The 13,412-nt window shown below is 34.5% G+C and carries 14 protein-coding genes and 1 tRNA gene; 6 read left to right on the top strand and 9 right to left on the bottom strand.

Going from position 1 to position 13,412, the window contains the following annotated elements; translation table 11 throughout:
• Positions 1–7 precede the first annotated feature (7 nt).
• The 6 genes from ilvN to mce all read right to left on the bottom strand — a co-directional run bounded on the left by ilvN (position 8) and on the right by mce (position 6,181).
• A complete protein-coding gene (gene ilvN, locus E9099_RS07285; protein ID WP_136583011.1) occupies positions 8–538 on the bottom strand; it encodes an acetolactate synthase small subunit in 531 nt (176 codons plus the stop codon).
• Position 539: 1 nt separating this feature from the next.
• Positions 540–2,273 carry a biosynthetic-type acetolactate synthase large subunit gene (gene ilvB, locus E9099_RS07280; protein WP_136583010.1) on the bottom strand — a complete coding sequence of 578 codons (1,734 nt, stop codon included), beginning with the start codon at positions 2,271–2,273 and terminating at the stop codon, positions 540–542.
• 94 nt (positions 2,274–2,367) lie between these two features.
• On the bottom strand, positions 2,368–4,044 hold the full coding sequence (gene ilvD, locus E9099_RS07275) for a dihydroxy-acid dehydratase (RefSeq protein WP_136583009.1): 1,677 nt from the start codon (positions 4,042–4,044) through the stop codon (positions 2,368–2,370).
• 223 nt (positions 4,045–4,267) lie between these two features.
• Positions 4,268–5,488 carry an aspartyl protease family protein gene (locus E9099_RS07270; protein ID WP_136583008.1) on the bottom strand — a complete coding sequence of 407 codons (1,221 nt, stop codon included), beginning with the start codon at positions 5,486–5,488 and terminating at the stop codon, positions 4,268–4,270.
• Positions 5,489–5,646: 158 nt separating this feature from the next.
• Positions 5,647–5,723, bottom strand: a tRNA-Ile gene (locus tag E9099_RS07265).
• A gap of 56 nt (positions 5,724–5,779) precedes the next feature.
• On the bottom strand, positions 5,780–6,181 hold the full coding sequence (gene mce, locus E9099_RS07260; protein WP_136583007.1) for a methylmalonyl-CoA epimerase: 402 nt from the start codon (positions 6,179–6,181) through the stop codon (positions 5,780–5,782).
• A gap of 83 nt (positions 6,182–6,264) precedes the next feature.
• On the opposite strand from mce, the gene rbfA reads away from it, so the two are divergent.
• Positions 6,265–6,660: a 30S ribosome-binding factor RbfA gene (gene rbfA / locus E9099_RS07255; RefSeq protein ID WP_101015739.1), complete on the top strand. Its 396-nt coding sequence runs from the start codon at positions 6,265–6,267 to the stop codon at positions 6,658–6,660.
• Positions 6,661–7,866, top strand: a complete 1,206-nt coding sequence (locus E9099_RS07250) for an ABC transporter permease (protein WP_136583006.1) — start codon at positions 6,661–6,663, stop codon at positions 7,864–7,866.
• 134 nt (positions 7,867–8,000) lie between these two features.
• Here the strand turns inward: E9099_RS07250 and E9099_RS07245 are convergent, their stop codons facing one another.
• Both E9099_RS07245 and dusB read right to left on the bottom strand, forming a co-directional pair.
• On the bottom strand, positions 8,001–8,504 hold the full coding sequence (locus E9099_RS07245; protein ID WP_240788970.1) for a CHAP domain-containing protein: 504 nt from the start codon (positions 8,502–8,504) through the stop codon (positions 8,001–8,003).
• A 252-nt stretch (positions 8,505–8,756) separates the two neighbouring features.
• Complete coding sequence (gene dusB, locus E9099_RS07240; protein WP_101020838.1) at positions 8,757–9,752, bottom strand: tRNA dihydrouridine synthase DusB; 996 nt, start codon at positions 9,750–9,752, stop codon at positions 8,757–8,759.
• 134 nt (positions 9,753–9,886) lie between these two features.
• On the opposite strand from dusB, the gene E9099_RS07235 reads away from it, so the two are divergent.
• The 4 genes from E9099_RS07235 to E9099_RS07220 all read left to right on the top strand — a co-directional run bounded on the left by E9099_RS07235 (position 9,887) and on the right by E9099_RS07220 (position 12,899).
• Positions 9,887–10,420: a hypothetical protein gene (locus E9099_RS07235; RefSeq protein ID WP_136583004.1), complete on the top strand. Its 534-nt coding sequence runs from the start codon at positions 9,887–9,889 to the stop codon at positions 10,418–10,420.
• A 20-nt stretch (positions 10,421–10,440) separates the two neighbouring features.
• Entirely contained in the window at positions 10,441–11,190 is a 750-nt protein-coding gene (locus E9099_RS07230; protein ID WP_136583003.1) for a prolipoprotein diacylglyceryl transferase, read from the top strand.
• Between the two features lie 96 nt (positions 11,191–11,286).
• Positions 11,287–12,678, top strand: a complete 1,392-nt coding sequence (locus E9099_RS07225) for a radical SAM protein (protein WP_136583002.1) — start codon at positions 11,287–11,289, stop codon at positions 12,676–12,678.
• 2 nt (positions 12,679–12,680) lie between these two features.
• Complete coding sequence (locus tag E9099_RS07220) at positions 12,681–12,899, top strand: hypothetical protein (RefSeq protein WP_136583001.1); 219 nt, start codon at positions 12,681–12,683, stop codon at positions 12,897–12,899.
• Here E9099_RS07220 and E9099_RS07215 read toward each other — a convergent pair.
• The gene (locus E9099_RS07215) at positions 12,873–13,271 is read right to left on the bottom strand and encodes a DUF4345 domain-containing protein (protein ID WP_136583000.1); all 399 of its coding nucleotides are present in this window, start codon (positions 13,269–13,271) and stop codon (positions 12,873–12,875) included. The genes E9099_RS07220 and E9099_RS07215 overlap by 27 nt on opposite strands.
• Positions 13,272–13,412 lie beyond the last annotated feature (141 nt).

Genomic DNA, 13,412 nt, shown 5'->3' with positions numbered 1-13,412 from the left:
TTGTTGCTTATGCTTGAAAAGCTTCTAGCATTGTTGATATTTTCATTTCTTCTTTAGATACTGCAATACGTCCTGAACGTGTAAATTGCATAATCCCAAAAGCACTTAACTCTCTATGTAATAATTCGATTTCTTCCTTACGTCCTGATTTTTCAATCACAAAAAACTCACGATTTACTGTCACAATTCTTGCGTTACTTTCTTTAATAATATTCTGAATTTGACGCTCATCAAATAACAAAGCTGATCTCATTTTAAAGATGCAAGACTCTTGATAAATAATCTCGTCTTCTGTGTGATAATAAGCCTTAATAACCTCGACTTGCTTTTCTATCTGACCTATAATTTTTTTAATATTATCTTCAGTCATATTTATTACAATCGTAAATCTAGACACACTTTCAATTTCTGACGGCGACGTATTTAAGCTCTCTATATTAATATGTCTTCTTTGGAATATTGCTGAAATTCTATTCAACAACCCTATATTGTTTTCAGTATAAACAGATACTGTATATAATTGTTTTTCTGCGCTCATATTATTCTAGTCTTACTTCTGAAACTGATGCTCCTGTTGGTATCATCGGGAACACTTTACCTTCTTTTTCTACACAAACCTCTAAAAAATAAGGGCCATCTGTGTTTATCATTTTAGCCACAGCGTCCTTTAAGTCTTCACGTTTTGTTACTTTCTCTGCTGGAATAAAATAACCTTTTGCTATAGCAACAAAATCTGGATTTGTCATTTCGGTAGATGCATAGCGCCTATCAAAAAACATCTCTTGCCATTGCCTAACCATACCCAAAAACTCATTATTTAAAACCACGATTTTAACGCCTGCTTTTTGCTGAAAAATGGTACCTAATTCTTGAATAGTCATTTGATAACCACCATCTCCAGAAATAGAAATGACCTCACGATCTGGAGCTGCCATTTTTGCTCCAATTGCAGCAGGCAGACCAAAGCCCATTGTCCCTAAACCACCAGATGTAATGTTACTTCTCGTTTTATTGAAGTTAGCATAACGACAAGCGATCATTTGGTGTTGCCCAACATCTGTTACAATAGCTGCATCACCTTTGGTCTGGATATTAATTTCTTTTAATACCTCAGCCATTGTCAACCCTTCCTTTGTAGGATGTAAATCGTGCTTTATGACTTTTTCATATTCGATAGCATATAAATCCTTGAATTTTTGATGCCATTCTGGATATGTTTTTTCTTCTAAAAGTGGCAATAAGGCGGCTAAACTTTCTTTAGAATCACCTAAAACAGCCACATCTGTTTTTACATTTTTATCTATTTCGGCTGGATCAATATCAAAATGAATCACTTTTGCCTGTTTAGCGTACGTGGATAAACTTCCAGTAACACGATCGTCAAAACGCATACCGATTGCAATTAACACATCGCAGTCGTTAGTTAATACATTTGGCGCATAATTACCATGCATACCAACCATACCAATATTTAAAGGATGAGAAGTTGGAATTGCTCCTGCTCCCAAAATAGTCCAAGAAGAAGGGATTCCTGCTTTTTCGACTACAGCTTTAAATTCGGCTTCAGCCTCACCTAAAATAACACCTTGCCCCCAAACAATCATTGGCTTTTTTGCTGCATTAATTAATTTTGCAGCAGCCTGAACTGAAGTCTGGTCTAATTTTGGAATCGGAATATAACTTCTGACCCCTTTACATTTTTCGTATTTAAAATCGAACTCTTCAAACTGAGCGTCCTTTGTAATATCTATTAAAACAGGTCCTGGACGTCCGCTTCTAGCAATATAAAAGGCTTTAGCCATTGCTTCCGGAATCTGAGAAGCTTTAGTAACCTGGCAATTCCATTTGGTGACCGGCGTAGAAATACCGACGATATCCGTCTCCTGAAACGCATCACTACCCAATAAATGCGAAGCCACTTGACCTGTAATACAGACCATTGGCGTGCTATCTATTTGTGCATCTGCGATACCTGTAATTAAGTTTGTAGCTCCTGGTCCTGACGTTGCTATTGCAACACCAACTTTACCAGAAATACGCGCATAACCTTGTGCCGAATGTGTTGCCCCCTGCTCATGACGTGTTAGTACATGATGAATTTTGTCCTGATACTTATAAAGTTCGTCATAGACAGGCATAATTGCTCCTCCAGGATAACCGTAAAGGATATCAACCCCTTCGGCTAACAAACACCTGATAACCGCTTCGCTACCAGAAATACGCTCTGTAGTTTGCGTTGTGTTTGTTTCTTTTTTTATTGTTTTTGTATCCATATTAATCTTGTTAGGATTATTATATTTTTCTATAGAGAGACTCTTCGACTGCGCTCAGAGTGACATTAACTTTAATAATTATAATTTAGTGATTTTAAAACTCGTCAGTAACACATCCTTTTGATGCAGATGATACAGTTTTAGCATATTTATATAACACCCCTCTTTTAAATTTTAAATCTGGCGCTTTCCATGATTGTCTTCTTTTTTGTAATTCCTCTTCAGACACTTCCAAAACAATACTGTTTGTTTCGGCATCGATAGTAATCATATCGCCATCTTTTACAAAAGCAATAGTCCCACCTTCCTGTGCTTCAGGAGTAATATGTCCAACAACAAAACCATGCGTTCCCCCAGAGAAACGTCCATCTGTAATTAGCGCGACATCTTTACCCAAACCTGCTCCCATAATTGCAGCAGTTGGCTTTAACATTTCTGGCATTCCTGGACCTCCTTTTGGGCCTTCGTATCTTATGACGACCACATCCCCTTTTTCTACTAATCCATCTCTTATGCCATCATTTGCAGCATATTCGCCTTCAAAAACTTTGGCTTTACCAATAAAACTTAAGCCTTCTTTACCTGTAATTTTAGCAACACTTCCCTCCGTTGCCAGATTACCGTAAAGCATTCTTAAATGCCCAGAGATTTTAATAGGTTTCTCGATTGGTCTTATAACATCTTGACCTTCTTTCAAGTCCGCAACATCTAATAAGTTTTCTGCAATTGTTTTTCCTGTAACGGTTAAACAATCCCCATGAATTAAACCTTTCTTTAAAAGGTATTTTAACACTGCTGGAATTCCGCCAACAGCGTGCACATCCTCCATTAAATATTTTCCGCTAGGTTTTAAATCTGCTAAAAATGGTGTGGTATCGCTTATTTTTTGAAAATCTTTTAAAGTGAAATCAATATCTGCAGCTCTTGCAATTGCTAAAAAGTGAAGCACTGCATTTGTAGAACCTCCTAAAATAGTGACTAATCTAACCGCATTTTCAAGAGATTTACGTGTAATAATATCTGATGGCTTAATGTCTTTCTCTAACAACACACGCATCGCTTCTCCCGCTTTTACAGATTCTGTTTTTTTAGCGTCACTTAATGCTGGGTTAGACGAGTTAAAAGGCAAGGTCATCCCTAAAGCCTCAATAGCTGAAGCCATTGTATTTGCGGTGTACATACCACCACAAGCTCCTGCTCCTGGACATGCTTTTTCAACAATGCTTTGGTATTCTGTTTCTTCCATGGTTCCAGCAACCTTGCTTCCCCAAGCTTCAAAAGCAGAAACGACATCTAGTTTTTGTCCGTTATGGCAACCAGAATCTATTGTACCACCATACACTAAAATACTAGGACGATTTAATCTAATCATTGCAATTAATGCACCCGGCATATTCTTATCGCAACCTACTACCGTAATTAAGCCATCATAACTCATGGCTTGTACCACCGTTTCCATAGAATCTGCAATAATATCACGAGATGGTAACGAGTAGCGCATGCCTGGTGTCCCCATAGAGATACCGTCACTAACACCGATAGTATTAAAAATAAGACCAATAATGTCTTCGTTTTTAGTCCCTTGTTTTGTCAATTTTGCCAAATCATTTAAATGCATATTACAAGGATTACCTTCGTAACCTGTGCTTGCAATACCAATGATTGGCTTAAAAAAATCTTCTTTTGTTAATCCAATAGCGTGCAACATAGCTTGAGCAGCGGGCTGCGTTGGATCTTGAGTGACTGTTTTACTGTATTTGTTTAATTCCATTTATGGTCTACTTCTATTTAAATAATAATCTAAAGTAGAGGTTTGACATTTTATGGCTAGTCTGTTTTTAAAACGACGACTAAATTCAGGTTACAAAATATTAATTCAAATAATTGATAATCAGCGTTTTAATACTAAAATATTATGACACCCAAGGTGCTTAATTTTATTTAAATAATTTAAAAAAGTGGATGCTGCTCTTGAAGACAATAAAAGAAAGGAATTAATTGCTTAATAAAACCTTTTTATCTAGCGCTACAGTTAATTGCTTTGTATCTCTTTGGATAACAATTGTTAACTTATCAGGACGATTAGTACTTAGAATCTCACACCATTTTTTATCTGTAACATTAGTAAAATCTAAATCGTTTACACTCAAAATTTTATCATCAATTTTAAGGCCTTTTTCTTCTGCTTCTGAATTTTCAGAAATCGAACTGATAAAAATGGATTCATTTTCAAGTCTAATTCCGTAACCATGACCACTAAATATAACTTGGTCATCTGCTACCTTATTTTCAATAAACCATGCTTTACGATCTTTCCAACTTAAAACCACTCTGTAATTTTTTAAAAACCCTGCACCAATAGTCCTTGATCCAAATTGGCCAAAAGACATCAGGGTACTTGGCGCTTTAAAATCTCCTGTTTTAAAATTATCAACTATTGCTTTATAAGTCGTAGACATTTTAAGATCACCATACACTCCAGCCACAGTACTTCCGCCATTAGATTTTATATATTTAATATCAGGGTTTTCGTCTCTTAACTTTTTAAAATCGTACGAAAAAAGAGAAATACCACCACCATAACCGTAATCTATGATAGTACTATACAATTTTTCGTCACCTAAATAAGCTGTGATTGCAGGTGTCGCGTCGTAACCAATAAAGATTTTAGTGTAAGGCGCAGCCTCTGGAATACTAATCGCGTCAATAGTATTTGTAAATGTAATCTCGTGCTTTACCATATCTATTTCCCAAACAGCATTTCGCATAAAATTAGCACCCAAAAAACCATCTATTCCTGTGCACTTAAAATCTTTTACCGCTTCAATATCAAGCACAGCTGCTCCAGTATCAAAAAAATTAATTCCATTAAAATTTATAGTATCTATTTTAACAAAATTCAAATTTTTAGAGGTATTTCCTAAATCATAAACATCTTCTTTACCTACAATCTCTAAGTTTAATTCTTCCACCATTCTAGGTGAAATTGCAGTAACTGCGCCAGTATCAAATAATAAACGATACTCCTTATCTTTGATTAACACCTTTACAAAAATAGAATTACCGTAAGGCTCATATTTAAATGTGGATTTAAACACTTTATCTTCAATACTACCTTTTTTTAGTAGCTTTTTAATATTCTGAGAAGTGCACAAAAAAGATGATAGAAATACTAGTAATAAAAGAAAAACGGACTTGATATTTTTAAGATACATATGATAACTAGTGTTTAATTCTAATTGAATATTACCTGACGCTTAATTAATTAGAATAATTATTTGGTATGTAAAACAAAACATTAAAAATGAATGGAAGAAACTCTTTAACATATATAAAACAAAAAAACCGATTCAAATTAATGAATCGGTTTTGATGGTGGTCCCACATGGGCTCGAACCATGGACTTTCTGATTATGAGTCAGATACTCTAACCAACTGAGTTATAGGACCCGAAATCGGATTGCAATATTACTACTTATTTTAAAGTCTTGCAAGACTTTTTTAAATTACTTAATCTCTTGACACAACTCTATTAGCACACCGTTGGAAGATTTGGGGTGTAAAAAAGCGACTAACTTATTGTCTGCTCCCTTTTTAGGTGTTTCATTAAGCACAATAAAACCTTCTGATTTTAATCGTAAAATTTCTTTTTTTATATCTGTAACAGCAAAAGCAATATGATGAACCCCTTCACCTTTCTTCTCTAAAAACTTCGCAATTGGACTTTCTGGAGTAGTTGCTTCTAATAATTCGATCTTATTTGGACCTACTTTAAAAAAAGACGTATTGACCCCTTCACTTTCTACAGATTCGACTTTATAATGTGGTATACCAAAAAGCTTCGCAAAAAGTGTATTAGATTCCTCTAAATTTTTAACTGCAATACCTATATGCTCTATCTTTTCCATCTATTATTTATTTTAAGGTACAAAAATTGCTTAATTATGCCTTAAAAGTAATATATTCTTGTAATAACAACTATTTTTGCACCATGGAAGAAAGTCAAAGACAAAAAAAAATAGCTTCGGTTTTACAACGTGATCTAGTAGACATCCTTCAAGGAGCTGCTACACAAGGTGGAATGCGCGGTATAATTATATCTGTATCTAAAGTTAGAGTAACGGCAGATTTAACAGATGCTAAAGTATATTTAAGCATATTTCCTAACGACAAAGCTAAAACGCTTTTAGAAGGGATTAGAGCTAACAAACCAATGATTAGACATGAGTTGGCACAACGTACAAAAAACCAACTCCGCAGAATGCCGGTATTAGAGTTTTACGTCGATGATAGCTTAGAGCATATTGATAAAATTGAAAAGTCTTTAAAAGGGGAAGATAACCCAATCCAAAATCCTGATTTATTAGATAATCGTAAAAAGGGATAATTGAATTTTTCGTTATACATAGCAAAACGCTACATACGTAGTAAAAGCAGCACTAACGCCATTAACTTTATTACAATAATTGCTATTGTAGGTATTGTTTTAGGCGCTGCTTCCTTGTTTATTGTATTGTCAGGTTTTGCTGGTTTGCGCGATTTTACTCTAGAATTCTCTAGCATTATAGATCCTGATTTAAAAGCCGAAACAACTATCGGAAAATCGTTTATATTAAGCGATACTCAGGATAAAAAATTACATGAAATTGATGGTGTAGCTGATTTTTCAAGAATTATTGAAGAGCGCATCATTGCCTCTTCAGATGGTAATAATTATCCTGCTTATATCAAAGGTGTAGACGAGCGCTTCAACAAAATAACAGCGATAGACTCGGTTATTCCCTATGGCAATTGGCTATACCCAAACACGCCTCAAATCGTGGTCGGTTGGGCTATTTCTACACGTTTATCCGTTTTTGTTAATGACTTTAGTAAAATTGTTACGCTCTCTGTACCAAAACCTGGAAAAGGTCAAATCAGCTCTCAGAGTCAAGCCTTAAATCAGGTTAACACAACAAATGTTGGAATCTTTGATCTTAACGAAGAGTTGAATAATAAATATATTTTCGCTTCTATCGAAACCGCTAGGCAGCTTTTAAATTATAAACCCAATCAGATTACCAGTTTAGAGTTTAAATTGACCGAAACTGCAAATGAAGACACCGTTAAATCCAAGATAAAAAGCATTTTAGGCGATACCATAGTCGTTAAAAACAAAGACCAACTTAACGACGCCATTTATAAAATGCTAAACACAGAAAACTTAGCAGTATACCTAATCTTTACACTAGTTTTAATCATTGCTTTATTTAACGTCATAGGCTCCATAGTCATGATGATTCTGGATAAAAAGAAAACACTAAGCACACTTTACAACATAGGTGCTTCATTAAATGATATTAGAAACATCTTTTTTTATCAAGGGGTTTTAATGACCTTTATTGGAGGTTTTTTAGGATTAGTAATTGGCTATATTATTGTGCAATTACAAGCTAGCTTTAGCTTAATTATGATCACTCCAAGTTCTGCATATCCAGTAGCAATTCACTTTGAAAACTTTGTAATTGTTATGATTACGATTTCCATTTTAGGGATTATAGCTTCAAAAATTGCGGCCTCTAGAATTACAAAAGATTTAGTTAAGACTAATTAATTTTGGGCAAGTTGCCTTAACAGGCAAACAGGCTCGCGCAACTCGCTCTCTTCGAGGAGCTCAAACACATTGCTTCATCCTTCTTGCACTTACTATTGTAAATCGTTGCCGCTTTGCTTAACGGCGTTATTTGGTTACTGCTTTCTTAACCATCCTAAAACTCTATCCTTTTTAATAACAAACAATCCATTTTCTTTTTTAAGCTCGAAGACGACTCTAGAAGGACTGAAAGGTCCGGGGTTTTGTTGGATAATCTCTATAGCATTATCTAAAACCTTTGATACTATAGCAACATGTCCATAGTTATTAAATAACGAACTACTAAACACCAGTAAGTCATCGCACTTCGGACGTGTTTTACTATTGTTTTTAAACTGAATTAAATTTCGGTCTCTATTTAATGCGCCATCAATTAAGTCTGGGTTAAAAAAATCCTTGGCGTGTCCATAAGTATTTGGCATTTCATGCTTTAAAGCCTCGTAATAATAACGTTTAACAAACTCTACACATTGGTATTTAAGTCCATAATTGTAGCCCCTTTTAGACAAGTGTCTTCCCGAGTTATTATCTACACCGCCATTATAAAAAACATAGACACCATTTAAACTATCTAGCTTTTGGCCAACGATTTTTGTCATGTTTACATTAACTTTTTTTGACACGAAAAAGCCAACCGCTATAATCAGCATGAGAAAAATAAAAAAAAGAAGCCTTGATTTTAATTTCATTTTAATGTGTTTGTTTATGCTTCGCGAAGTGTGCAAACTCCTCAATTATAAACTAAAGTAAAAATCAACTCTTTTTAAATAAGTATTTATCAATCACTTAATATTCTAACCAATATTCTTTTTGTATCTACTTTAAAACTTAAAATTCTGAGTTTTATCTGACTATTCTGTAAACTGGAAATCTCCAAATAATTCTAAAACCTCATCAAAAGCAGCAAATACATCGACAGAAGCATCGCTAGTTACCATTTTCATGCGGTGTTCTTTAAAATGCGGAATGCCCTTAAAGTAATTGGTGTAATGGCGTCTTGTTTCAAAAACCCCAAGAATTTCACCTTTCCAGTCAATAGACATTTGTAAGTGTCTACGTGCCGCTTCTACGCGCTCTTGCATAGTAATTGGCCTGTAATGCTCTCCAGTTTCAAAAAAATGTTTGACTTGCTTAAAAAACCAAGGATTACCAATAGTAGCACGACCAATCATACAACCATCTAAACCATATTGGTCACGCATTTCCATCGCACGTTCTGGCGTAGTGACATCTCCATTTCCAAATACAGGAATGTTCATACGTGGATTATTTTTAACGGCTGCAATTGGTTTCCAATCGGCATCCCCTTTATACATTTGCGCTCTAGTACGACCATGTATTGCTATGGCTTTACAACCCACATCTTGTAGTCGTTCTGCCACCTCAACAATTCTGATAGAATCATGATCCCAACCTAGTCGTGTTTTTACGGTAATAGGAATATTGGTGCGTTTAACCATTTCGGCAGTTAGTTGCTCCATTAAACAGATATCCTTTAAGATTCCTGCGCCTGCACCTTTACTTACTACTTTTTTAACAGGACACCCAAAATTGATATCAATAATGTCTGGTTTTGACTGGGCAACAATGTCAATAGTTTGTAACATACTATCCAAATTAGCTCCAAAGATTTGGATACCAACAGGACGTTCTTTTTCGTAAATATCTAATTTCATAACGCTTTTTGCCGCATTACGTATTAAACCTTCGCTACTAACAAACTCTGTATAAACCACATCTGCACCTTGCTCTTTACACAACGCTCTAAATGGTGGATCTGACACATCTTCCATTGGTGCTAACAACAATGGGAAGTCTGGAAGTTCTATATTACCTATTTTTACCACAATACAATTTTGATGCAAAATTAGTGTTTTTATATCTAACTACAACAAGTACTAAACATAGCACAGTCGCTGTCTATTTTTAGGCCAACTATTACAATGCATTAAAATTTAGTTACATTTATAAAAAAAATAACATGAAAAAAAACCTACTTCTACTTTTCGTCTCTTCTATGTTACTTTTAAATTGTGATGCAATTGACGAATTAACCAAATTTGATTTAAACTATCAAACTAGTTACTCTATTCCGTCAACAACGTTAATCGATACTCCTTTTAATGTGTTAACTCCGGATGTTACTACAGAGTCAGAATCTTCTTTTGAAAGCAATAACACGCATAAAGATTTAATTGAAAGCATTACATTAAGCAGCCTCAAATTGACTATTGACGCTCCTGAAGATGGCAACTTTAATTTCTTAAAAGAAATACATATTTATATTGAAGCAGAAGGTCTAGACGAATTAGAAATTGCGAACCTTTTTGATTTAGAAAATACGGATGCTACAACTCTAAACTTAAGCACTACAGGACAAGAATTAAAAGAATTTATTAAAAAAGACAGTTATAGTTTACGCATCACCACTGTAACAGATGAAACCATTAGTGAAACTCATGATATAATTATAGACACCAAATTTAGAGTAGATGCTAAGATTTTAGGCTTATAATTTTATATTAACTAGAGATATTGGAAATCCCATTCAACCTTGAGCTTTTTGGCTTTAATGTAAACATCCACCTTGTTTTAGAATATCTCGCATTTTTTATAGCGTATCGTTATTATGTGCTTTTAAGGAAAAGTAATACAGATACTATTAATTCCAACAACCGTTTATCCATTATTTTAGGTGCCGCTTTAGGTGCTTTAATAGGTTCGCGTTTAGTTGGTTTTTTAGAAAATCCTTTAATTGAATTATCCGCAAGTAACCTGATTCGATTATTTAATACTAAAACCATAATGGGTGGTTTATTTGGAGGTTTACTGGGTGTGGAATTAGCAAAGAAAATAATTGGCGAAAAGCAATCTTCTGGAGATCTATTTGTCTTCCCCATAATTTTAGGAATTTTTATTGGTCGCGTGGGCTGTTTTTTATCTGGTATTAACGAGTTTACATACGGCAAGGTGACGTCTTCTATTTTTGGAATGGATTTAGGTGATGGTTTACTCCGCCATCCTACATCACTTTATGAACTGGTCTTTTTAACCTTGTTACTTATAACTTTAAGAGCCATAAATAATAGCTTCCATCTAAAAAACGGGGAGTTGTTTAAGATTTTTATGCTCAGTTATTTTGGTTTTAGGTTTTGTATTGAATTTTTAAAACCAAATGTGTTTTATACTATTGGTTTAAGTAGTATTCAAATATTATGTGTAATTTGTTGGTTGTATTACAGTCAATTTATTGTCAGCCTTTTGTATAGCAGACACCCGCGTTAGCGATAGAAACGGTATCCTTTTTTGAGGTACGAGAAAAAGATTTAGTGGATAGCGCGACCCTTGTGGTAACGCCCAAACAACTTAAAAAAACAGAAAATGCCAGTTAGAAATTACACCTATTACGATTTTACTTTAAGCCTGTGTCCTGAGTGTTTAAAACGTGTGGATGCCAAAATTGTCTTTGAAGGTGATAATGTTTACATGTTAAAGCGTTGTAAGGAACATGGTAATAGTAAGGTATTAATTGCTGACGATATTGAGTATTATAAAAACATACGTAACTACAATAAACCTAGCGAAACGCCCTATACTTTTAATACAAAAACGGATTACGGTTGTCCTTATGATTGTGGTTTATGTCCAGACCATGAGCAGCACAGTTGCTTAACGGTTGTTGAGGTCACGGATCGCTGTAATTTGACTTGTCCGACGTGTTATGCAGGCTCATCGCCGACATACGGTAGACATCGTACTTTAGACGAAGTTAAAGCCATGCTGGACACTATTGTTAGAAATGAAAAGGAACCTGATGTGGTACAAATATCTGGTGGAGAACCAACCATACATCCACAGTTTTGGGAAATTATGGATTACGCCAAAACGTTACCAATTAGACATTTAATGCTGAATACTAATGGGATTAAAATTGCTAAAGATTTCGCTTTCGCTGAAAGATTAAAAACCTACGCTCCAGATTTTGAAATTTATTTACAGTTTGATTCGTTTGAAAACAGTGTGTTGCGGGAGCTTCGCGGTGCAGATTTAAATGATATCCGTAAACAAGCTATCGAAAATCTTAACAAGTTAAACCTATCCACAACTTTAGTGGTTACCTTACAAAAGGGATTGAATGACGGCGAGATTGGTAAAATTATTGACTATGCTTTAAAACAAAAATGTGTTAGAGGTGTGACGTTACAACCAACACAAATTGCGGGACGTTTGGATAATTTTAATCCAGAAACGGATCGGATGACTATTACTGAGGTCCGTCGAAAAATAATGGAACAAACCACTATTTTTAATGCCGATGACTTGCTTCCTGTACCCTGTAATCCAGATGCTTTGGTTATGGGTTATGCACTTAAATTAGGCGATGAAGTCTTTCCGTTAACACGCTATATTAATCCAAACGATTTATTAGATAATAGTAAAAATACTATTATTTACGAGCAAGATGAAGCCTTACAAGGTAAAATGGTGGAGTTGTTTAGCACCGGAAACTCGGTTGAAGTGGCAGAAGAAAACCTTAAATCTATTATGTGTTGCTTACCAAATATTGATGCTCCAGAATTGGGGTATGATAATTTATTTAGAGTGATTATTATGCAGTTTATAGATGCTTATAACTTTGATGTTAGAGCCATTAAAAAATCGTGTGTTCATATTGTGGATAAAGACAATAAAATTATCCCTTTTGAAACCATGAATTTGTTTTATCGCGATGATAAAAAAGCCCGATTAGAAGAACTTAGAAACGAGATGTAATTATGATAACAGTATTAATTGAAGCTACAGGAGGAGGTGGTAGTAGTGCTTACAACGGAATAGCCCTGTTTTTTGCTGCCATTATGTTTGGCCCAGCCATTTTATTAGCTATAATTGGTTTAGCGATACTTAAAAGCAATAAAAAAGCAGCTAAAGTATTATTTATATTAGCTGTTGTTTATGTTATAGTAAGCTTAGGTATCTGTGGAAGTATGATGTAGTATTACCCACAATCCATAAAATCCTAAAAACAACTCTGCAATAGTCCCAAATTTATAGCCAAACGTTGGAACTCCATCTATTGTAAAACTTAGCAATCTTCCAAAACCTAAGCCTAGCATAAAGATCATATTAGTCACCAGTGCCATTTTAAGATAATTGGTTTTAAACACACCTAAAATCCAAAGTACAGAAAACCCCAAATACAAGCCCATAATAGCTTTAAAAAAATTATGCTCGTCTATGGTGGCTAAATGAATATCAAATTGAGCACTTGGATTAAAACCATAAAACAAAGACACCGGAACTACAATACACACAGATATGATTAAGTGTATTTTAGTTATTATCTCTTTATTATTAATCTTCATCATAGCTTATAAGGTAAACATTGATTTTAAGATGGTTTGTTCAGAATAAAAGTCTCTATAAAACAAATTGATAATAATTGTGAAATCTAAGGAGATCCCATTACTCCTACACGAGATTATTTATAGACTTATTTAACAGACTTG

The organism is Psychroserpens sp. NJDZ02, assembly GCF_004843725.1.
GTDB lineage: Bacteria > Bacteroidota > Bacteroidia > Flavobacteriales > Flavobacteriaceae > Olleya.
The sequence above is the reverse complement of the archived record's forward strand: the minus strand, read 5'-3'. Positions and strand labels throughout refer to the sequence as shown.